Below are 20,094 nucleotides of genomic sequence, written 5' to 3'. Positions count from 1 at the left end.
AGGAATGCTCGTGCTACGCGCGACAGGGTGAATCGTCCCGTGGCATCGATGTTGGGCGTCTACCGACAGACACATATCAGTACGGAACGGCTACTACCTGTGAGTTCTTTGTTTGCTGCGGGGTCCATGCGGTTGTCGAGGCTCTGCCCACAGGCGAAGTGACTGCTGCGTCATCGGCAGGTGCTCGATCTTCAGCTGTGCCGCGATTCCTGTTCGGAAGGCGACAAGATTCTCCGTATCCTGCCAGCGGACACGCACGACCCTCCATCCAGCGTTCGTCAGATCGTGTTGACGAGCGAGCCACTTGCCGGTGCTGTCGCGTACTTCCTGCTCGTTGTCGCCGAACTTCGTGCGGCCGTCAGGTTCGATGATGACCTTCAGATCCGGAAGAACAATATCCCCGAAATAGGTGTGGTCTTCGATGGTGATCGGGAACTGTGTGAGTACGCGACCCGAGTACAGGCTTTTGACGATCCACAGTACCGTGGCCTCGAAAACATTCTCGCAACCTCCATCTGCTGCTTCGACGACTGCCTGAGCACGCAGGTAACCGTGGTGGCCGGAGAAACGCAAGAGTTCATCGAGTATCGTTCTCCGAGTCTCCTCACACCTTTGTCGCGAGTCTTTGAGATTAAATCTGTCGAAATGTGCGAGGGAGCGCATCACCATGCATGCAGCAATGAATGCGTCACGGGGTTGCTCGTTGAGGGCGAGACGAACACTGGCATCAATGGGAGATTCTGCTTCGAGGCCGCCAATCTGGATGATGCTACGCGGTGGCATGCTCCGACTGATGACCGCAGTGCCCGGGACAACCGTTTGTTGGTGGTGTACTGCGGGGAACGGGCGAAGATGGAGAACCGTCTTGCTCGGCCATGCCTCGACGCAAGAATTCGTTGACCATGTTGGGATTCCGTGAAGCAATAGAGCGCTATGTCCCGTGAAAACCACACGCTGTGTGCACTGGTAATCGAGCGCGTAGAGCCGAGCGATGTTGATGCTCCGCCAGATTTCCCACGGTTGAGCATTGCGATCACCGTGCAGACGTACGCGGTAGCCACGACGAATCACCAGGATGTCCGGGTTATCGACGATGCTGGGACGACTGTGCCGGTGAGTTCTGAAGGTCTCGATAGTGATCATGTGCCCGGTGTATATCTCAGCAGAAGTAGAGTGCAAGCAGATTGTGGTTGCCTGTGGATAACCGTTGCGGTGCCACGTTGCCTGTGTACAGACGGTTTCACTGAATGACTCGGTGACCGTTGAAGATTCTATGTTCGCAATTGACACCCTGAGAACCGCACGTTAACCCCTGGATATGCGCGTGGGCCTCTAAATTCGCACGTTAACCCCTAGGTATGCGCGTGGGCGACCCTGCCCACGTGCAGGTTATCGGGTTTGCGTGCGTATGAAGGGGTTGCCGTGCAGGTTATCGGGTTTGCGTGCGAGTCGAAGTGATGCCTGGGTACGGCGCGAGTGCTTGCTGTGTGTTGGGCCATTGACGAGGCTGGGGTTCTTCAAGTGCGAACACTCGCCTCTGCGCATGAGACGTTGGTCTTCAACAGTGCTGGAGCAATGTGGTGGACCCGGTCGTGGGTGTTGTTAGCTCATGGACCGAGCATGCCTCAATCCGAGCGGTGTTTTGCCTGACGTGATGTGCTCGCAGCAACTGTGGCATCTGCCGGTGCGCGTCCAGGTCACCGAAGAATGAATGCGGACAGTGCCACTCCGTTGGCCAGACCCACCTCGCGACAGATTGTGCGCGCAATCCGACAGAACACACGAGGTCCCACCTCTAGGTGCCGACCGTACGGTTGAATAGGCGGTGGCGGTTCCCATCCGCCCTCTGGTCTGCGGTGACCCACGTCTATGGAGACACAAACGGGGATGGAAAGGGAGCTGATCTGGCTCTGGGATGCAGGGTTTCGGAACTGAAAGAGGACATCAACAATGCTTTCCATCAACTGGTCTGATGTGTGGAAGATGGTTGAGTCGATCAAGGTCCCCTTGATCGTCATCGGCGTGGCGCTGGCGCTCGCCATCATCGTCTCCCTTGCTGTTTTCAAGATGGGCAAGCCTGCCCGTAAGCTCACGCGCTCGACGGCCTGGGTCGCGGCGCTCATCGCCGTTGTCGTTGCTGTCGTGTCGATGATGTACGGCGGTTTCAAGACGGTGCTCGACCTGGCGGCTGGCACCGGCGCCCTCACGGACGCGTCGAAGGCCCAGGTTGAGGACCTGGGCAACGACATTTCTGACGAGGGCATGGTCCTCCTGAAGAACCAGGGAGGCGCCCTGCCTCTCGCTAAGGGCTCCGCGATCAACGTGTGGGGTTGGGGCTCGACGAACCCGATCTACGGCGGCACCGGCTCCGGCTCGCTGTCGAAGGACAACCCGACGACAACGCTGCTCGACGGCCTGCACAACGCTGGCTTCACCACGAACGATGAGCTGACGAACCTGTACACCTCCTACCGTGCTGAGCGCCCCGAGGTAGGTATGTTCAAGGCCGACTGGTCGCTGCCTGAGCCCACGCAGGATAAGTACTCTGACGACCTGCTCTCCAACGCCACCGCCTTCGGTGACACCGCGGTCGTGACGATCGCCCGCTCGGGCGGAGAGGGTTTCGACCTGCCCCGCGACGTCAACCAGGAGATGGCTGACAACCCGTACTTCAGCTACACGAACAACTCCGAGGACTACACGGACTTCGAAGATGGCCAGGGCTACCTCGAGCTGACGCGTCCCGAGAAGGACATGATCGAGCTGGCGAAGAAGACGTCGACGAAGACGATCGTCGTCATCAACGCTGCCAACGTCTTCCAGCTCGGCGACCTTCAGGACGACCCGGAGATCGACGCGATCGTGTGGGCAATCCCCGGCGGCCAGGTTGGATTCAACGCGCTGGGCCGCATCCTGGACGGCGAGGTCAACCCCTCGGCGAAGACCCCCGACACGTTCCCGCGTGTCATCAAGGCGGGCCCCGCGGCCAACAACTTCGGCGACTTCCAGTACACGAACATGACGGAGTTCGCCCAGGACGACCCCTTCAACAAGGGCACCCAGACACAGCCGTCCTTCGTCAACTACAACGACTCGATCTACGTCGGCTACCGCTGGTACGAGACGGCCGCCGCTGAGGGCGTCATCGACTACGGTAACGAGGTCGTCTACCCCTTCGGCTACGGCCTGTCCTACACGACGTTCTCCCAGTCGATGAGCGACATCTCGGTCGACGAGGCCACGGGAACCATGTCCGCGGACGTGACCGTCACGAACACCGGCCAGGTCGCCGGTAAGGACATCGTCCAGATCTACGACAACCCGCCCTACACGGACGGTGGCATCGAAAAGGCTTCCGCGAACCTGCTGTCGTACGAGAAGACGAAGCTGCTGGAGCCCGGTGAGTCCCAGACGCTGACGGTCACCTGGAACCGCGATTCGCTCGCCTCCTACGACTCGGTCAATACGAAGGCCTACGTGCTTGAGGCTGGCGACTACAAGATCTCCGCGCGCACCAACTCGCACGACGTCATCGATGAGAAGGCATACACGGTCGATGCGACGCAGACCTTCAACGCCGCCGACAACACACACGACGGTGACAAGGTCGTGGCCACCAACCAGTTCGACGACGCGAAGGGTGATGTCACCTACCTGTCGCGTGCGGGCCGCTTCGCCAACCTCGCGGAGGCAACCGCGGCTCCCACGAACTTCGAGATGAGCGAGGCCAACAAGGCGAAGTTCCTCGCGACGTCGAACTACGACGCAGCAGCCGCCGACGCTGACAGCAGCGCCACGATGCCCACCACGGGTGCGAAGAACGGCCTCGTCCTGGGTGACCTTGCGGGCCTCGATTACGACGACCCGAAGTGGGATCAGCTCCTCGACCAGCTCACCGTCAAGGAAATGAACACCCTCATCTCCAAGGGTGGCTACGGCTCCCCGGCGATCTCCTCGATCGGCAAGCTGCGCGTCTCCGACGTGGACGGCCCCGCCTCGCTGAACAACAACTTCACGGGCGTCGGCTCGATCGGCCTGCCCTCCGCGGTGTCCGTTGCGGCCACCTTCAACAAGGAGCTCGCGCGTTCCTTCGGTGACGCGATCGGTACGATGGCGCACGATATGCAGGTCTCGGGCTGGTACGCGCCGGCCACGAACACGCACCGCTACGCCTACGCGGGCCGTAACTTCGAGTACTTCTCGGAGGACCCGGTCCTGGCCGGCAAGCAGGTCGCCGAGGAGATCAAGGGCGCCCAGGCCAAGGGCGTGTACGCCTTCCTCAAGCACTTCGCCCTCAACGACCAGGAAACGAACCGTACGCACATGCTGGCGACCTGGACGAACGAGCAGGCGATGCGCGAAATCTACCTGCGTTCCTTCGAGATCGGCGTCAAGGACGGAGGCGCGCACGCGATCATGAGCGCGTTCAACTACATTGGCCCCGAGTACGCGGGTGCGAACTCGGCGCTGCTCAATAACGTCCTGCGCGACGAGTGGGGCTTCCGCGGCATGATCCTCACGGACTACTTCGCGGGCTACGGATACCAGAATGCCGACCAGATCACCCGTAACGGCGGTGACCTGATGCTCGCGACGATTGACATGCCGATCTCCACGGTCAACGTGCAGGATGCCGCGGGCGTGACCGCGCTGCGCGGTGCCTCGCACAACATCCTCTACACGGTTGCGAACTCGTGGATGTACGAGAACGGCCAGCCCGAGGTCACGCGCAACGCGTGGGAGTACATCACGTGGGCCGTGGCAGGAATCCTGATCTTGTCGCTGCTCGGACTTGAGCTGGTGGCGATCCGCCGCTACCGCGCTCGCAAGGCCGAGGCCGTGATCACCGTTGAACCCAACGCGTCGATCGACGAGGCCGGGTCCGAGACGGTGGAAGAATGACCGATCCGGGAACAGACGGATGGAGCATGATCTCCGGGTGACATTGAGTGCCGTTCACCCGTGGGGGAGGGGTCCGCAGGCAAGCGCCTGCGGGCCCCTCCGCATGCTACCGACCTAACAGCAGGAATGCCCGAGGCGACAACTTTCGTGCCCTTCACCATGCAAACGGGGGAGCGCGAAGGACCGATCTGAGCGCTCCCGTGCCCCGGCCTCGTCGATGAGGGGGGAACCACAATGCACCCCCTTTGACGAACGGCGACGTTTCCCACTATCCTTGAGGGTGGTTCCCGCTTCTGTGGAACCTCTGTGCCCGGGAAACCGGGAGCGGGCTCCGTCCGTCGGAGCTCCGGGCGTCATTCTCTGACCCTCGTGGTTATCATGGCGCGCCGGCCCCCAGGCGGACACGTGTGCCCACACGGGGGTGAAAACAGTCGCGGAAGACTGACAATCAGGGCCGCCCCTTAAAGCGAGGGGAGGCCGCCGACGGAAAGAAACTGGAGACCCAGTGCCTACCATTCAGCAGCTCGTCCGCAAGGGACGTGTCTCGAAGCGCGCGAAGGTGAAGACCCCCGCGCTGAAGGGCTCCCCCCAGCGTCGCGGCGTGTGCACCCGTGTGTACACCACCACGCCGAAGAAGCCGAACTCGGCTCTGCGAAAGGTCGCTCGTGTGCGCCTTTCGTCCGGCATCGAAGTCACCGCCTACATCCCCGGTGAGGGCCACAACCTGCAGGAGCACTCGATCGTGCTCGTGCGCGGTGGTCGTGTGAAAGACCTGCCGGGCGTGCGTTACCGCATCGTCCGCGGCTCGCTCGACACCCAGGGTGTCCGCGGCCGTCAGCAGGCTCGTTCCCGTTACGGCGCGAAGAAGGAGAAGAAGTAATGCCTCGTAAGGGCCCCGCTCCCCGTCGCCCCCTCGTCGATGACCCGGTGTACGGCTCCAAGGTCGTGACCCAGCTGGTCAACCGCGTTCTCCTTGACGGCAAGAAGACCGTCGCCGAGCGCATCGTCTACGGCGCACTTGAAACCGTTCGCGAGCGCACCGAGCAGGAGCCTGTCTCCGTGCTGAAGCGCGCTCTCGAGAACATTCGTCCGGCCCTCGAGGTCCGCTCCCGCCGCGTCGGCGGCGCGACCTACCAGGTCCCCGTTGAGGTTCGCCCCGCGCGCGCCACGACGCTGGCCCTGCGCTGGCTGGTTGACTTCTCGCGTCAGCGTCGCGAGAAGACCATGACCGAGCGTCTCGCCAACGAGATCCTCGACGCCTCCAACGGCCTCGGTGCCGCTGTGAAGCGCCGTGAGGACATGCACAAGATGGCTGAGTCCAACCGCGCCTTCGCGCACTACCGCTGGTGATGTAAAGACGAGGCCTGGGCAACCGGGCCTCGTCTCACGCAGCAAGAACACCCATTACTTCGAACGAAGGAACCACACTCGTGGCACTAGAGGTGCTGACGGATCTCAACAAGGTCCGCAACATTGGCATCATGGCTCACATCGATGCCGGCAAGACGACCGTGACCGAACGAATCCTGTTCTACACGGGCATCAACTACAAGATCGGCGAGACGCACGACGGCGCCTCGACCACCGACTGGATGGAACAGGAAAAGGAACGCGGCATCACGATTACGTCCGCCGCCGTTACCTCTTTCTGGAACGGTAACCAGATCAACATCATTGACACCCCCGGTCACGTTGACTTCACCGTTGAGGTTGAGCGCTCCCTGCGCGTCCTCGACGGCGCCGTCGCCGTGTTCGACGGCAAGGAGGGCGTTGAGCCCCAGTCCGAGACCGTGTGGCGTCAGGCCGACAAGTACGACGTCCCGCGTATCTGCTTCATCAACAAGATGGACAAGATGGGCGCCGACTTCTACTTCTCGGTTGGCACCATCCGCGACCGCCTGCACGCGACCCCGATCGTCATGCAGATCCCGATGGGCGCCGAGAACGACTTCGTCGGCAACATCGACCTGCTGACCATGGAGGCCCTGACCTACCCGGCCAAGGACGATAAGGGCAACGACACGCACGGCTCCATCGTCGAGCGCGGCCCGATCCCCGCCGAGTACCAGGAAAAGGCTGAAGAGTACCGCGAGGCGCTCGTTGAGGCCGCCGCCGAGGGCTCCGACGAGCTGACCGAGGCCTACCTCGAGAACGGCGAGCTCACGATCGAGCAGATCAAGGAAGGCATCCGCCTCCTGACCATCTCCTCGCGCGCGTTCCCCGTCTACTGCGGTACCGCTCTGCGTAACATGGGCGTGCAGCCCGTCCTCGACGCCGTCGTGGACTTCCTGCCCTCCCCGCTCGACATCGGCGACGTTCGCGGCTTCCTCCCCGGCTCTGAGACCGAGGAAGAGACCGAGACCCGTAAGCCCGACGAGAACGAGCCCTTCTCCGCTCTGGCGTTCAAGATCGCCGCTCACCCCTTCTACGGCAAGCTCACCTTCATCCGCGTGTACTCCGGTAAGGTCGAGTCCGGCGCCCAGGTCCTCAACTCGACCAAGGGCAAGAAGGAGCGCATCGGCAAGATCTTCCAGATGCACTCGAACAAGGAGAACCCCGTCGAGGTGGCGCACGCTGGCCACATCTACGCGGTGATCGGCCTCAAGGACACCACGACCGGTGACACCCTGTCCGCGATGGACAAGCCGATCGTCCTCGAGTCGATGACATTCCCCGCCCCCGTTATCCAGGTCGCCGTCGAGCCCAAGTCGAAGGCCGACCAGGAGAAGATGGGCGTCGCCATCCAGAAGCTGGCGGAAGAGGACCCGACGTTCACCGTCGAGCTCGACGCCGAGACCGGCCAGACCATCATCGGTGGTATGGGTGAGCTCCACCTCGACATCATCGTCGACCGTATGCGTCGCGAGTTCAAGGTCGAGGCCAACGTGGGTAACCCGATGGTTGCCTACCGCGAGACCATCCGCAAGACGGTCGAAAAGTACGAATACACGCACAAGAAGCAGACCGGTGGTTCCGGTCAGTTCGCGCGTGTCATCATCGCCCTGGAGCCCCTCCCGGCCGACTCCGAGGAAGAGTACATGTTCGAGGACAAGGTCACCGGTGGCCGCGTTCCTCGCGAGTACATTCCGTCGGTCGACGCGGGCATCAAGGACGCCATGCAGTCCGGCGTTCTCGCCGGCTACCCGATGGTCGACATCAAGGCCACGCTGCTCGACGGCGCCTACCACGAGGTTGACTCCTCCGAAATGGCGTTCAAGGTTGCTGGCTCGATGGCGCTGAAGGAAGCTGCTAAGAAGGCTAACCCCGTCCTCCTCGAGCCGATCATGGCCGTCGAGGTTCGTACTCCCGAGGAGTACATGGGCGATGTCATCGGCGACCTCAACTCTCGCCGTGGCCAGATCTCGTCGATGGACGAGCAGCACGGCGTGCGCGTCGTCAAGGCTCAGGTCCCGCTGTCCGAGATGTTCGGATACGTCGGCGACCTGCGCTCCAAGACGCAGGGCCGCGCTGTCTACTCCATGGAGTTCGACAGCTACGCCGAGGTTCCGCGCGCCGTCGCGGACGAGATCGTCGGCAAGTCTCGGGGCAACTGAGTCCCACCGGGGGCTCGCGGGGCAGGTCATCTGCCCTGCGAGCCGCCTCACACACAAGTAAACCCAGTAGGTCTCAAGCCCCAGGGGTGTTAAAGTGGCACCTAGCCGTAGGCTGAGATTATCTACCCGAGTCCAGGAGGACACAAGTGGCGAAGGCCAAGTTTGAGCGCACCAAGCCGCACGTCAACATCGGCACGATTGGTCACGTTGACCACGGCAAGACGACGCTGACGGCAGCTATCACCAAGGTGCTGCACGATAAGTACCCCGATCTGAACGAGTTCACCCCCTTCGATCAGGTCGACAACGCTCCCGAGGAGCGCGATCGTGGTATCACGATCAACGTCTCCCACGTCGAGTACCAGACGGAGGCGCGTCACTACGCGCACGTTGACGCCCCCGGCCACGCCGACTACGTCAAGAACATGATCACCGGCGCGGCCCAGATGGACGGCGCGATCCTCGTGGTCGCCGCCACCGACGGCCCCATGGCCCAGACCCGCGAGCACGTTCTGCTCGCCCGTCAGGTCGGCGTCCCCACCATCCTCATCGCCCTCAACAAGGCCGACATGGTCGACGACGAGGAGATGCTGGAGCTGGTTGAGGAAGAGTGCCGCGACCTGCTCGAGTCCCAGGACTTCGACCGCGACGCTCCGATCATCCAGGTGTCCGCTCTGAAGGCCCTCGAGGGCGACCCGGAGTGGGTTGCCAAGGTCGAGGAGCTCATGGAGGCTGTGGATTCCTACATCCCCACCCCCGAGCGCGACATGGACAAGCCCTTCCTCATGCCGATCGAGGACGTCTTCACGATCACCGGTCGTGGCACCGTCGTCACCGGTCGTGTTGAGCGTGGCAAGCTGCCCATCAACTCCGAGGTCGAGATCCTCGGTATCCGTGAGCCCCAGAAGACCACGGTTACCGGCATCGAGATGTTCCACAAGTCGATGGACGAGGCCTGGGCCGGCGAGAACTGTGGTCTGCTGCTCCGTGGCACCAAGCGCGACGAGGTCGAGCGTGGCCAGGTTGTGGCCGTCCCCGGCTCCATCACGCCTCACACGGACTTCGAGGGCCAGGTCTACATCCTCAAGAAGGAAGAGGGCGGCCGTCACAACCCGTTCTTCTCGAACTACCGTCCGCAGTTCTACTTCCGTACCACGGACGTGACCGGCGTCATCACCCTCCCCGAGGGCACCGACATGGTCATGCCTGGCGACACCACCGAGATCTCTGTCCAGCTGATCCAGCCGATCGCTATGGAGCCCGGCCTCGGCTTCGCCATCCGTGAGGGTGGCCGCACCGTTGGTTCCGGTCGTGTCACCAAGATCATCAAGTGAATCAACCTCTGAGACTTTCTCAGATCTGATTCGCTGCTGATCCAGCGGCATTGAAGGCCCCGCCTCTTTTCAGAGGCGGGGCCTTTCGCTCTCTGTTGTCAATAGCGACTAATCCGAACATGCGTACCGCTGTGTATGGGTGAATGGTCAGCGCTACGTCTTCCGTGACATTGGTGGCTTAAGTGATGTGTGGGTCGATTGTGGAAACGCATTGGGCGGCGTACTTGCGTGGCTGCCCCGGCCTCTTTCATGAGAATGTGACCGATCCCCGGTTGCGACACGCCCGAGTGCGGGGTACGGTAGTTTCTTGGTGACGGTCTGGGCTGTTATGCGCAGCTTGGGCCGCTATCCACGCCAATCTGTCGGTGGTTTCACATGCGAGAACCCCCTTTCGGGTTTGTGCTCGCGGGTGGAACTCTGACAGAATGGCACGGTTGCCTCAGCGTCTCTGGGGTGGTCCATGCGTGCCATCACGTATGGATCGGGCAATATGCCCAAGATCTTTGGACAAGACGTCGGTCCAGCGCGAGCATTCGCGCGCACAACGGCTGCGACACGCCCGAGCGCGGGGACCGGCGGCGAATCTGTACGAGAAGAGGTAAGACGGCATGGCGGGACAGAAGATCCGCATCCGGCTCAAGTCGTATGACCACGAGGTCATCGACAGCTCCGCGCGCAAGATCGTGGACACCGTACAGCGTGCTGGCGCCACGGTCGTGGGCCCGGTGCCGCTGCCGACCGAGAAGAACGTTTTCGTCGTTATTCGGTCGCCCCACAAGTACAAGGACAGCCGCGAGCACTTTGAAATGCGCACGCACAAGCGGCTCATCGACATCATCGATCCGACCCCCAAGGCCGTCGACTCGCTCATGCGCCTCGACCTGCCTGCGGACGTCAACATCGAGATCAAGCTCTGAGGACATCTGCAATGACTAACAAGAAGCAGCACGCTGGCGCGCCCATCAAGGCGCTGCTCGGCCGCAAGCTCGGTATGACCCAGGTGTGGGATGCCGACGGCCACCTCGTGCCCCTGACTGTCGTGCAGGTCGGCACCAACGTCGTGACCCAGGTTCGTACCGATGAGGTCGACGGCTACTCCGCTATTCAGCTTGGCTTCGGTGAGATTGACTCCCGTAAGGTCACCAAGCCCCTCCAGGGCCACTTCGAGAAGGCCGGGGTTGCCCCCCGTCGCCACCTCGTTGAGGTCCGCACGTCCGAGCATGACTCTTACGAGCTCGGCCAGGAACTCGACGCCACCACCTTCGAGGCTGGCGAAGGCGTCGACGTCTCCGGCACCACCAAGGGCAAGGGTTTTGCCGGCGTTATGAAGCGTCACGGCTTCGCTGGCGTTTCCGCCTCCCACGGTGCGCACCGCAACCACCGCAAGCCCGGCTCGATCGGCGCCTGCGCAACCCCCGGTCGCATCTTCAAGGGCCTGCGTATGGCCGGCCGCATGGGTGGCAACCGTCGTACTGTCCAGAACCTGACGATCCAGGCCGTGGACGCCGAGAAGGGCCTGCTGCTCATCAGCGGCGCCATCCCGGGTCCGAAGAACGGCGTGGTCCTGGTTCGCTCCTCCGTGAAGGGTGCGTGATCATGGCTGACGATCGTAACGTTGACGTCATCGACCTCAAGGGCAAGAAGGCGGGCTCCGTCGTTCTCCCGGGTTCGATCTTTGACGTTCCCACCAACATTCCGCTGATGCACCAGGTTGTCGTCGCTCAGCTTGCGGCCGCTCGTCAGGGCACGCACGCGACGAAGACCCGTGGTGAGGTCGCTGGCGGCGGCAAGAAGCCCTTCCGTCAGAAGGGCACCGGTAACGCCCGTCAGGGCTCCATCCGTGCGCCTCACTTCACCGGCGGTGGCATCGTCCACGGCCCTCAGCCGCGTGACTACGACCAGCGCACCCCCAAGAAGATGAAGCAGGGCGCTCTGCGTTCCGCTCTCTCCGACCGTGCGCGCGCCGACCGCATCCACGTTGTCACCGCCCTGTTCGAAGGCGACAAGCCCTCGACCAAGGCCGCTCTCGCCGCTCTGCGCGCGATCGTCGAGGACCGTCAGGCTCTCGTCGTCCTCGAGCGTGGCAACGAACTGACCGCGCTGTCCCTGCGCAACGTTCCCGAGGTTCACGTCCTGTGGGCCGACCAGCTGAACACGTACGACGTCCTGGACGCCGATGACATCGTCTTCACGCAGGCCGCCCTTGAGTCCTTCCTCGGCACCAAGGAGGAGACCAAGTGAGCACGATCGAAGCGGGTAAGAACCCCCGCGACATCATCCTGAAGCCGGTCACCACCGAGAAGTCGCTCGCCCTCATGGACCTGGGCAAGTACACCTTCGAGGTTGACCCCCGCGCGAACAAGACCGAGATCAAGATTGCCCTCGAGCGTATCTTCGGCGTCAAGATCGGTTCCATCGCCACCCAGAACCGCAAGGGCAAGACCTACCGCACCCGCAACGGGATCGGTAAGCGCAAGGACGTCAAGCGTGCCATCGTCACCGTGCGTGAGGGCACCATCGACATCTTCGGCGATCAGGCCTGAGGACCGAAGGGACATTTGAACAATGGGAATTCGCAAGTACAAGCCCACGACCCCGGGCCGTCGCTTCTCGTCCGTCTCTGACTTCGTCGAGATCACCCGCGACACCCCCGAGAAGTCGCTGCTGCGCCCGCTGCACAAGACCGGTGGCCGTAACAACAACGGCCGCGTGACCTCCCGCCACCGCGGCGGCGGCCACAAGCGTCAGTACCGCGTGATCGACTTCCGTCGTCACGACAAGGACGGCGTCCCGGCAACGGTCGCTCACATCGAGTACGACCCCAACCGCACCGCTCGCATCGCCCTCCTGCACTACGCGGATGGCGAGAAGCGCTACATCCTCGCTCCGACCGGCCTCAAGCAGGGCGACCAGATCGAGGCTGGCGTTGGCGCTGACATCAAGCCCGGCAACTCGCTGCAGCTGCGCAACATCCCCCTGGGTACCGTTGTGCACGCCGTTGAGCTCTACCCGGGTGGCGGCGCCAAGATCGCCCGCTCCGCTGGCACCTCCGTGCAGCTCGTCGCTAAGGAAGGCCGCTTCGCCCAGCTGCGTATGCCCTCCGGCGAGATCCGCAACGTCGAGGCCACCTGCCGCGCCACCATCGGCGAGGTCGGCAACGCCGAGCAGTCGAACATCAACTGGGGCAAGGCCGGCCGTATGCGCTGGAAGGGCAAGCGCCCGCACGTCCGTGGTGTCGTTATGAACCCGGTCGATCACCCGCACGGCGGTGGTGAAGGCCGCACGTCCGGTGGTCGTCACCCCGTGTCGCCTTGGGGCAAGCCCGAGGGCCGTACGCGTCGTCCGAAGAAGGCGTCCGATCGCATGATCGTCCGCCGTCGCAAGACCGGCAAGAACCGCTGAGTAGGAGTCGATTGAAATGCCGCGTAGTTTGAAGAAGGGCCCGTTCGTCGACGACCACCTGCTCAAGAAGGTCGACGCCGCGAACGAATCCGGCTCTAAGAACGTCATCAAGACCTGGTCGCGTCGCTCGGTCATTACCCCGGACTTCCTGGGTCTGACCATTGCCGTCCACGACGGCCGTAAGCATGTGCCCGTTTTCGTCACCGAGTCGATGGTGGGCCACAAGCTCGGCGAGTTCGCTCCCACGCGTACTTTCCGCAGCCACGACAAGGACGATCGTAAGGGACGTCGGCGCTGAGCCGGCCCCACGGAAGAAGAGGCAGATACATGGAAGCCAAGGCGCAGGCGCGATTCATCCGCGTCACGCCCCAGAAGTCCCGCCGTGTTGTGAACGAGGTTCGCGGCAAGCGTGTTCTGGAGGCCGCCGACATTCTGCGGTTCGCCCCGCAGGCCGTCGCCACCGATGTCCGCAAGGTGCTCCTGAGCGCCGTCGCCAACTCGAAGGTCAAGGCTGAGAACGCCGGAGAGACCTTCAACGAGGCCGACCTGCTCGTCCTGGAGGCATACGTGGACGAGGGTCCGACCATGAAGCGCATTCGTCCCCGTGCACAGGGGCGCGCCGGTCGTATCCTGAAGCGCACCTCCCACATCACCATCGTGGTGGGGACCAAGGAAGACAAGAAGAAGGGAGACCGCTGATATGGGTCAGAAGGTCAACCCCCGCGGGTTCCGTCTGGGAATCACCACTGACCACCGGTCTCGCTGGTTCTCCGACTCCACCACCAAGGGACAGCGCTACGCGGATTACGTGGCCGAAGACGTCGCGATCCGCAAGTTCCTGACCGACAACCTCGAGCGCGCCGGCATCGCCGAGGTGAGCATCGAGCGCACGCGTGACCGCGTTCGCGTCGACCTGCACACCGCCCGCCCGGGCATCGTCATCGGTCGCCGTGGTGCAGAGGCCGACCGCCTGCGCGTTCAGCTCGAGAAGCTGACGGGCAAGCAAGTCCAGCTGAACATCCTTGAGGTCAAGAATCCCGACCTCGAAGCACAGCTCGTTGCGCAGGGCATCGCCGAGCAGCTCGCTGCTCGCGTGTCCTTCCGTCGTGCGATGCGTAAGGGCATCCAGTCCGCGCAGCGCGCTGGCGCCAAGGGCATTCGTGTCCAGGTGTCCGGCCGTCTGGGTGGCGCTGAAATGTCCCGCTCCGAGTTCTACCGTGAGGGCCGCGTGCCGCTGCACACCCTCCGCGCGAACATCGACTACGGATTCCACGAGGCCCGTACGACCTTCGGTCGCATCGGCGTCAAGGTGTGGATCTACAAGGGCGACATCACCGAGCGCGAGTTCGCTCGCCAGCAGGCCGAGCAGGCCCAGCGTGGCGGACGTCGCGATGGCCGCCGTGGCCCCCGCCGCGGTGGACGCCCCAACCAGGAGACCGCTGCGCAGCAGGCTCCCCGTGAGGCTTCGGCCTCCGAGGCCACTGCGCCCACGACCGGATCGGAGGCCTGAGCCCAATGCTCATTCCCCGTCGGACTAAGTACCGCAAGCAGCACCGTCCTCACCGCACTGGCTTTGCCTCCGGTGGCACCGAACTCGCGTTCGGCGACTACGGAATCCAGGCTCTCGAGGCTGCGTACATCACCAACCGTCAGATTGAGGCGGCACGTATTGCCGTGACGCGTCACATCAAGCGTGGCGGTAAGGTCTGGATCAACATCTTCCCGGACCGTCCCCTGACGAAGAAGCCCGCCGAAACCCGAATGGGTTCCGGTAAGGGTGCTCCGGAATGGTGGGTTGCCCCCGTCAAGCCCGGACGTGTCATGTTCGAGCTGGCAGGCGTCCCCGAGGAGCTCGCTCGCGAGGCCCTCAGCCGTGCCCAGCACAAGCTTCCTATCAAGACCCGCTTCGTGGTCCGAGAGGGTGGTGATATCTGATGGCAGATAAGGGTCTGACCACCGAGCAGCTCGACGCCATGGACAACTCCCAGCTGTCCAAGGAGCTCGAGAAGGCTAAGGCTGAGCTGTTCAACCTGCGTTTTGCGCAGGCCGTTGGCAACCTCGAGGATCACGGTCGCATGAAGACCGTGCGCCGCGACATTGCCCGGATCTACACCATCGCGCGCGAGCGGGAGCTTGGCTACCGCACCGCCCCGAGCACTGAGGAGTGAGCCTGATGGCAGAAACCACCGCTCGTAACGAGCGTAAGGTCCGTCGCGGCTACGTCGTCAGCGACAAGATGGACAAGACCGTTGTCGTCCAGATCGAGGACCGCGTCAAGCACGCCCTCTACGGCAAGGTCATGCGCAAGAACAAGAAGGTCAAGGTTCACGACGAGCACAACGAGTGCGGCGTCGGCGATCTCGTCCTCATCATGGAGACCCGCCCGCTGTCGGCCACCAAGCGCTGGCGCGTTGTGGAGATCCTCGAAAAGGCGAAGTGACCTTCGCTCACAGACCGAAATCCGTTCGGCAAGGCTCGACCGGTACAATCCGGAAGAGAACCGGCACGACGACAGGAGTCAATAGAAAATGATTCAGCAGGAGTCGCGACTGAAGGTCGCCGACAACACAGGGGCCAAGGAGATCCTGACCATCCGTGTTCTCGGTGGCTCGGGTCGGCGCTACGCGGGTATCGGCGACACGATTGTCGCCACCGTGAAGGACGCCATTCCCGGCGGCAACGTCAAGAAGGGCGAAGTCGTCAAGGCAGTGATCGTTCGCACGCGTAAGGAAACCCGCCGCCCCGACGGTTCCTACATTCGTTTCGACGAGAATGCGGCCGTCATCATCAACAACAATGGCGAGCCGCGTGGCACGCGTATCTTCGGCCCCGTGGGCCGCGAGCTGCGTGACAAGAAGTTCATGCGTATCGTCTCCCTCGCTCCGGAGGTGATCTGATCCATGGCAGCCAAGATTCGTAAGAATGACCTCGTTGAGGTCGTTCGCGGACGCACGTCCGACGAGAAGGCGCTGGCTGAGCGCAACGCCCGCCGTGCGGAAGAGGGCCTTGAGCCCCTGACCCCCGGCGACAAGGGCAAGCAGGGCCGCGTCATCCAGGTGTTCCCGGCTGAGGGTAAGGTCCTCGTCGAGGGCATCAACCTGAAGACGCGCCACGTGCGTCAGGGCCAGCAGGGCAGCGCCGGCGGTATCGAGACTATCGAGGCCCCCATCTCGCTGTCCAAGGTCGCACTGGTCGACCCCGAGACCAAGAAGCGCGTTCGCGCCGGTTTCCGCGAGGACACCGTCGAGCGCGGCGGCCGCACCCGCACCGTCCGAGTCCGCGTGGCTCGTGGTGGCGCGAAGCGCGGCGTTGAGCAGGGCAAGGAGATCTGAGCATGGCCCCGCGTCTGAAGGAAAAGTACGTCTCCGAGATCCGCGAGGCGCTCCGTGCTGAGTTCAAGCACGAGAACGTCATGCAGGTCGGCGGACTGACGAAGATCGTTGTCAACATGGGTGTCGGCGAGGCCGCTCGCGACTCGAAGGCACTCGAGGGCGCGCTCCGCGACCTCACCGCGATCACCGGCCAGAAGCCCGTGACCACCCGCGCCAAGAAGTCCATCGCGCAGTTCAAGCTGCGTGAGGGCCAGGCGATCGGTGCGCACGTCACGCTTCGCGGCGACCGCATGTGGGAGTTCCTGGATCGCCTCCTCTCGACGGCGCTTCCCCGTATCCGTGACTTCCGCGGACTGTCTCCTAAGCAGTTCGACGGTCACGGCAACTACACCTTCGGTCTCACGGAACAGTCGATGTTCCACGAGATCGATCAGGACTCGATCGACCGAGTGCGCGGCATGGACATCACGGTTGTCACCTCGGCCACCACCGACGAAGAGGGTCGCGCCCTTCTCCGTCACCTCGGCTTCCCGTTCAAGGAGGACTGACCCATGGCCAAGACATCCCTGAAGGTCAAGGCTGCCCGCAAGCCGAAGTTCGGCGTGCGTGCCTACACCCGGTGCAACCGTTGCGGTCGTCCGCACTCGGTGTACCGCAAGTTCGGACTGTGCCGCGTGTGCCTGCGCGAGCTCGCCCACCGTGGCGAACTCCCCGGTGTCACCAAGAGCAGCTGGTAAAACGAACGTCGCAGGTCCCGGGTAACCGGAGAAACCGCGACGAGGAAGGGGAATAAACCCCCATGACAATGACAGACCCGATTGCAGATATGCTGACGCGTCTGCGCAACGCGACTCGTGCGCACCACGATACGGTTTCCATGCCGTACTCGAAGCTCAAGAACGCGATTGCGAACATCCTGGTCGAGGAAGGCTACATTGCCTCGACCTCCGTCGAGGATGCCCGCGTGGGCAAGACCCTGACGATCAACCTGAAGTACGGCGCGCACCGCGAGGCCGCGATCCAGGGGCTCAAGCGCGTGTCCAAGCCTGGTCTGCGCGTGTACGCCAAGTCCACCAACCTGCCCAAGGTCCGCGGCGGCCTCGGCGTGGCTATCCTGTCCACGTCCTCCGGCCTGCTCACGGACCGTCAGGCAGCCGAGAAGGGTGTGGGTGGGGAAGTCCTCGCCTACATCTGGTGATGAGGAGGCTGAACAATGTCGCGAATTGGTAAGAACCCCATCGCAATTCCCGCCGGTGTTGACGTCACGATCGACGGCCAGAACGTGTCGGTGAAGGGCCCCAAGGGCACCCTCTCCCACGTTGTTGCCGAGCCGATCACCGCCAAGATCGAAGACGGTCAGGTTATCGTCGAGCGTCCGAACGACGAGCGCACCTCGCGTTCGCTCCACGGACTGTCGCGCACCCTGATCGCCAACATGATCGTCGGCGTGACCGAGGGCTACAAGAAGGAACTCGAAATCACGGGTACCGGTTACCGCGTGGTCGCCAAGGGTAAGGACCTCGAGTTCTCCCTGGGCTTCTCCCACACGATCACCATCACCCCGCCCGAGGGCATCGAGTTCACAATTGCGCCGAAGTCCCAGACGCTGTTCACGGTCTCCGGAATCGATAAGCAGCTCGTCGGTGAGACCGCTGCTCGCATCCGCAAGCTGAAGAAGCCGGAGCCCTACAAGGGCAAGGGCATCCACTACGTGGGCGAGACCATCCGTCGCAAGGTCGGAAAGGCTGGTAAGTGATGGCTTACTCGATCAAGGGCAAGGGCAAGTTCGTCGCTCGCAAGCGCCGTCACCTCCGCCTCCGCAAGAAGATCAACGGCACGCCCGAGCGTCCCCGTCTGGTCGTCACCCGTTCGAACCGCCACATGGTGGCTCAGGTCATCGACGATACGGTTGGTCACACCTTGGTGTCGGCCTCCGACATCGAGACCGAGGTCGCTGGTTCCGAGGGCACGAAGACCGACAAGGCTCGCAAGGTCGGCGCACTGATCGCCGAGCGTGCGAAGGCTGCCGGTATCTCCGCTGTCGTCTTCGACCGCGGTGGTAACAAGTACGCAGGTCGCGTTGCGGCCGTTGCCGAGGCCGCCCGTGAGGGCGGACTCGAGCTGTGAACGAGCCGAAAGAAAGAGAGATCATCTGATGGCTGCACAGCAGCGAGACAGGAACGGTTCGGGCGCGGGCGAGAACAACGATCGCCGTGAGCGCCGCTCCGGCCGCGGCAACGATCGCGATAACCGCCGGAACAACGAGAACAAGAACGAGTACATCGAGCGCGTCGTGACGATCAACCGCGTCTCCAAGGTTGTGAAGGGTGGACGTCGTTTCTCCTTCACCGCCCTGGTTGTCGTGGGTGACGGCGAAGGCACGGTGGGTGTCGGCTACGGAAAGGCCAAGGAAGTTCCTCAGGCCATTTCCAAGGGCGTCGAGGAGGCGAAGAAGAACTTCTTCCGCGTCCCGATGATCCGCCGCACGATTACGCACGTGGTGCAGGGCCGCGACACCGCCGGTGTCGTCCTCCTGCGTCCGGCTGCCCCCGGTACCGGCGTTATCGCCGGCGGCCCGGTGCGCGCCGTCCTGGAGGCCGCAGGCGTCCACGACGTGCTCACCAAGTCGCTGGGCTCGTCCAACGCGATCAACATCGTCCACGCGACGGTTGACGCACTCAAGCAGCTCGAGCAGCCCGAGGCTGTCGCCGCACGTCGCGGCCTGCCCCTCGAGCGCGTTGCTCCCGCGTCCATGCTGCGCGCTCGCGCAGAGGGCGAGGCCGAGAAGCGCGCGGCTGCCGAGGCCGCCGAGGCCGACAAGGCCGCTGCAGGGGAGGCTAAGTGATGGCGAAGAACATCAAGATCACGCTGGTCAAGTCCTCTGCTCACGCGAAGCAGAACATGAAGGACACGCTGCGCACCCTCGGGCTGCGCAAGATCGGCCAGAGTGTCGTGCGTGAGCAGACGGACGTCGTTCTGGGCGCCGTTCGCACCGTGCGTCACCTGGTGACCGCTGAGGAGGTCGACTGACAATGGCGGACTCCACGAACAAGACGCAGATCGTTAAGCTGCACCACCTGCGTCCTGCCCCGGGAGCCAAGACCGCGAAGACCCGCGTGGGTCGCGGTGAAGGTTCGAAGGGTAAGACCGCTGGCCGTGGTACCAAGGGCACCAAGGCCCGTTACCAGGTTGCTGCCGGCTTCGAGGGTGGTCAGATGCCGATTCACATGCGTCTGCCGAAGCTTCGCGGCTTCAAGAACCCCTTCCGCGTTGAGTACCAGGTCGTGAACGTAGGCAAGCTCGGGGAGCTCTTCCCCGAGGGTGGCAAGGTCACGGTTGAGGATCTCATCGCCAAGCACGCCGTTCGCGACTCCGCGCCCGTCAAGGTGCTCGGTACCGGCGAACTGAGCGTCAAGCTCGAGGTTGAGGTCGACTCCTGGTCGTCCTCCGCCGAGGCGAAGATCACGGCTGCCGGCGGGTCCATCTCGGCCCGCTGACGCTGAACGGGGGTGGTCCCGTGAGGGGCCACCCCCGTTACGTGTCTGTCTTTTCGCGGGTGAGGAGCTGTCA

The 20,094-nt window shown here is 63.2% G+C and carries 27 protein-coding genes; 26 read left to right on the top strand and 1 reads right to left on the bottom strand.

All coding sequences use genetic code 11. From position 1 onward, the window contains the following. Positions 1 to 93: 93 nt before the first annotated feature. Positions 94 to 1,143 carry a hypothetical protein gene (locus ACTODO_RS10955; protein WP_244262492.1) on the bottom strand — a complete coding sequence of 350 codons (1,050 nt, stop codon included), beginning with the start codon at positions 1,141 to 1,143 and terminating at the stop codon, positions 94 to 96. A gap of 807 nt (positions 1,144 to 1,950) precedes the next feature. On the opposite strand from ACTODO_RS10955, the gene ACTODO_RS01605 reads away from it, so the two are divergent. The 26 genes from ACTODO_RS01605 to rplO all read left to right on the top strand — a co-directional run bounded on the left by ACTODO_RS01605 (position 1,951) and on the right by rplO (position 20,021). After that, entirely contained in the window at positions 1,951 to 4,902 is a 2,952-nt protein-coding gene (locus ACTODO_RS01605) for a glycoside hydrolase family 3 C-terminal domain-containing protein (protein ID WP_003790640.1), read from the top strand. Positions 4,903 to 5,407: 505 nt separating this feature from the next. Next, positions 5,408 to 5,782: a 30S ribosomal protein S12 gene (gene rpsL, locus ACTODO_RS01600; RefSeq protein WP_003790639.1), complete on the top strand. Its 375-nt coding sequence runs from the start codon at positions 5,408 to 5,410 to the stop codon at positions 5,780 to 5,782. Beyond that, positions 5,782 to 6,252, top strand: coding sequence for a 30S ribosomal protein S7 (gene rpsG, locus ACTODO_RS01595; RefSeq protein ID WP_003790637.1), 471 nt, complete (start codon positions 5,782 to 5,784; stop codon positions 6,250 to 6,252). Before rpsL ends, rpsG begins: the two co-directional genes overlap by 1 nt. An 80-nt stretch (positions 6,253 to 6,332) precedes the next feature. Beyond that, entirely contained in the window at positions 6,333 to 8,456 is a 2,124-nt protein-coding gene (gene fusA / locus ACTODO_RS01590) for an elongation factor G (RefSeq protein ID WP_003790635.1), read from the top strand. Between the two features lie 146 nt (positions 8,457 to 8,602). Continuing rightward, a complete protein-coding gene (tuf, locus tag ACTODO_RS01585; protein WP_003790633.1) occupies positions 8,603 to 9,790 on the top strand; it encodes an elongation factor Tu in 1,188 nt (395 codons plus the stop codon). 608 nt (positions 9,791 to 10,398) lie between these two features. After that, positions 10,399 to 10,707 (top strand): 30S ribosomal protein S10, encoded by a 309-nt coding sequence (gene rpsJ / locus ACTODO_RS01580; RefSeq protein ID WP_003790631.1) that lies wholly within the window; start codon positions 10,399 to 10,401, stop codon positions 10,705 to 10,707. 11 nt (positions 10,708 to 10,718) lie between these two features. Then, entirely contained in the window at positions 10,719 to 11,384 is a 666-nt protein-coding gene (gene rplC, locus ACTODO_RS01575) for a 50S ribosomal protein L3 (protein ID WP_003790629.1), read from the top strand. A gap of 2 nt (positions 11,385 to 11,386) precedes the next feature. Continuing rightward, a complete protein-coding gene (gene rplD, locus ACTODO_RS01570) occupies positions 11,387 to 12,031 on the top strand; it encodes a 50S ribosomal protein L4 (RefSeq protein ID WP_009054699.1) in 645 nt (214 codons plus the stop codon). After that, positions 12,028 to 12,333: a 50S ribosomal protein L23 gene (gene rplW / locus ACTODO_RS01565; RefSeq protein ID WP_003790626.1), complete on the top strand. Its 306-nt coding sequence runs from the start codon at positions 12,028 to 12,030 to the stop codon at positions 12,331 to 12,333. The genes rplD and rplW overlap by 4 nt, the downstream gene beginning before the upstream one ends. A gap of 22 nt (positions 12,334 to 12,355) precedes the next feature. Then, positions 12,356 to 13,192, top strand: coding sequence for a 50S ribosomal protein L2 (rplB, locus tag ACTODO_RS01560; protein WP_003790623.1), 837 nt, complete (start codon positions 12,356 to 12,358; stop codon positions 13,190 to 13,192). A 16-nt stretch (positions 13,193 to 13,208) separates the two neighbouring features. Next, positions 13,209 to 13,490, top strand: a complete 282-nt coding sequence (gene rpsS, locus ACTODO_RS01555; protein ID WP_003790621.1) for a 30S ribosomal protein S19 — start codon at positions 13,209 to 13,211, stop codon at positions 13,488 to 13,490. Positions 13,491 to 13,519: 29 nt separating this feature from the next. Further along, positions 13,520 to 13,891: a 50S ribosomal protein L22 gene (rplV, locus tag ACTODO_RS01550; RefSeq protein ID WP_003790620.1), complete on the top strand. Its 372-nt coding sequence runs from the start codon at positions 13,520 to 13,522 to the stop codon at positions 13,889 to 13,891. Between the two features lies 1 nt (position 13,892). Then, on the top strand, positions 13,893 to 14,702 hold the full coding sequence (gene rpsC, locus ACTODO_RS01545; protein WP_003790618.1) for a 30S ribosomal protein S3: 810 nt from the start codon (positions 13,893 to 13,895) through the stop codon (positions 14,700 to 14,702). Positions 14,703 to 14,707: 5 nt separating this feature from the next. Further along, positions 14,708 to 15,127 (top strand): 50S ribosomal protein L16, encoded by a 420-nt coding sequence (gene rplP / locus ACTODO_RS01540; RefSeq protein WP_003790615.1) that lies wholly within the window; start codon positions 14,708 to 14,710, stop codon positions 15,125 to 15,127. Then, positions 15,127 to 15,360 carry a 50S ribosomal protein L29 gene (gene rpmC / locus ACTODO_RS01535; protein ID WP_003790613.1) on the top strand — a complete coding sequence of 78 codons (234 nt, stop codon included), beginning with the start codon at positions 15,127 to 15,129 and terminating at the stop codon, positions 15,358 to 15,360. Before rplP ends, rpmC begins: the two co-directional genes overlap by 1 nt. A gap of 5 nt (positions 15,361 to 15,365) precedes the next feature. Next, positions 15,366 to 15,632 carry a 30S ribosomal protein S17 gene (rpsQ, locus tag ACTODO_RS01530; protein WP_003790611.1) on the top strand — a complete coding sequence of 89 codons (267 nt, stop codon included), beginning with the start codon at positions 15,366 to 15,368 and terminating at the stop codon, positions 15,630 to 15,632. Between the two features lie 88 nt (positions 15,633 to 15,720). Beyond that, positions 15,721 to 16,089 carry a 50S ribosomal protein L14 gene (gene rplN / locus ACTODO_RS01525; RefSeq protein WP_003790609.1) on the top strand — a complete coding sequence of 123 codons (369 nt, stop codon included), beginning with the start codon at positions 15,721 to 15,723 and terminating at the stop codon, positions 16,087 to 16,089. 3 nt (positions 16,090 to 16,092) lie between these two features. Next, the gene (rplX, locus tag ACTODO_RS01520; protein WP_003790606.1) at positions 16,093 to 16,524 is read left to right on the top strand and encodes a 50S ribosomal protein L24; all 432 of its coding nucleotides are present in this window, start codon (positions 16,093 to 16,095) and stop codon (positions 16,522 to 16,524) included. A gap of 2 nt (positions 16,525 to 16,526) precedes the next feature. Next, a complete protein-coding gene (rplE, locus tag ACTODO_RS01515; RefSeq protein WP_003790605.1) occupies positions 16,527 to 17,072 on the top strand; it encodes a 50S ribosomal protein L5 in 546 nt (181 codons plus the stop codon). 3 nt (positions 17,073 to 17,075) lie between these two features. After that, entirely contained in the window at positions 17,076 to 17,261 is a 186-nt protein-coding gene (locus ACTODO_RS01510) for a type Z 30S ribosomal protein S14 (RefSeq protein WP_003790603.1), read from the top strand. A gap of 62 nt (positions 17,262 to 17,323) precedes the next feature. Beyond that, positions 17,324 to 17,722, top strand: coding sequence for a 30S ribosomal protein S8 (gene rpsH, locus ACTODO_RS01505; RefSeq protein ID WP_003790595.1), 399 nt, complete (start codon positions 17,324 to 17,326; stop codon positions 17,720 to 17,722). Positions 17,723 to 17,737: 15 nt separating this feature from the next. Then, on the top strand, positions 17,738 to 18,280 hold the full coding sequence (gene rplF, locus ACTODO_RS01500; protein ID WP_003790593.1) for a 50S ribosomal protein L6: 543 nt from the start codon (positions 17,738 to 17,740) through the stop codon (positions 18,278 to 18,280). Further along, a complete protein-coding gene (gene rplR, locus ACTODO_RS01495; protein ID WP_003790591.1) occupies positions 18,280 to 18,651 on the top strand; it encodes a 50S ribosomal protein L18 in 372 nt (123 codons plus the stop codon). The genes rplF and rplR overlap by 1 nt, the downstream gene beginning before the upstream one ends. A gap of 28 nt (positions 18,652 to 18,679) precedes the next feature. Continuing rightward, the gene (gene rpsE, locus ACTODO_RS01490; protein WP_003790589.1) at positions 18,680 to 19,369 is read left to right on the top strand and encodes a 30S ribosomal protein S5; all 690 of its coding nucleotides are present in this window, start codon (positions 18,680 to 18,682) and stop codon (positions 19,367 to 19,369) included. Then, positions 19,369 to 19,554 (top strand): 50S ribosomal protein L30, encoded by a 186-nt coding sequence (gene rpmD / locus ACTODO_RS01485; RefSeq protein ID WP_003790588.1) that lies wholly within the window; start codon positions 19,369 to 19,371, stop codon positions 19,552 to 19,554. The genes rpsE and rpmD overlap by 1 nt, the downstream gene beginning before the upstream one ends. Positions 19,555 to 19,556: 2 nt before the next feature. Beyond that, positions 19,557 to 20,021: a 50S ribosomal protein L15 gene (rplO, locus tag ACTODO_RS01480; RefSeq protein ID WP_003790587.1), complete on the top strand. Its 465-nt coding sequence runs from the start codon at positions 19,557 to 19,559 to the stop codon at positions 20,019 to 20,021. Positions 20,022 to 20,094: the final 73 nt, after the last annotated feature.

It is taken from the genome of Schaalia dentiphila ATCC 17982, assembly GCF_000154225.1.
GTDB lineage: Bacteria > Actinomycetota > Actinomycetes > Actinomycetales > Actinomycetaceae > Pauljensenia > Pauljensenia dentiphila.
The sequence above is the reverse complement of the archived record's forward strand: the minus strand, read 5'-3'. Positions and strand labels throughout refer to the sequence as shown.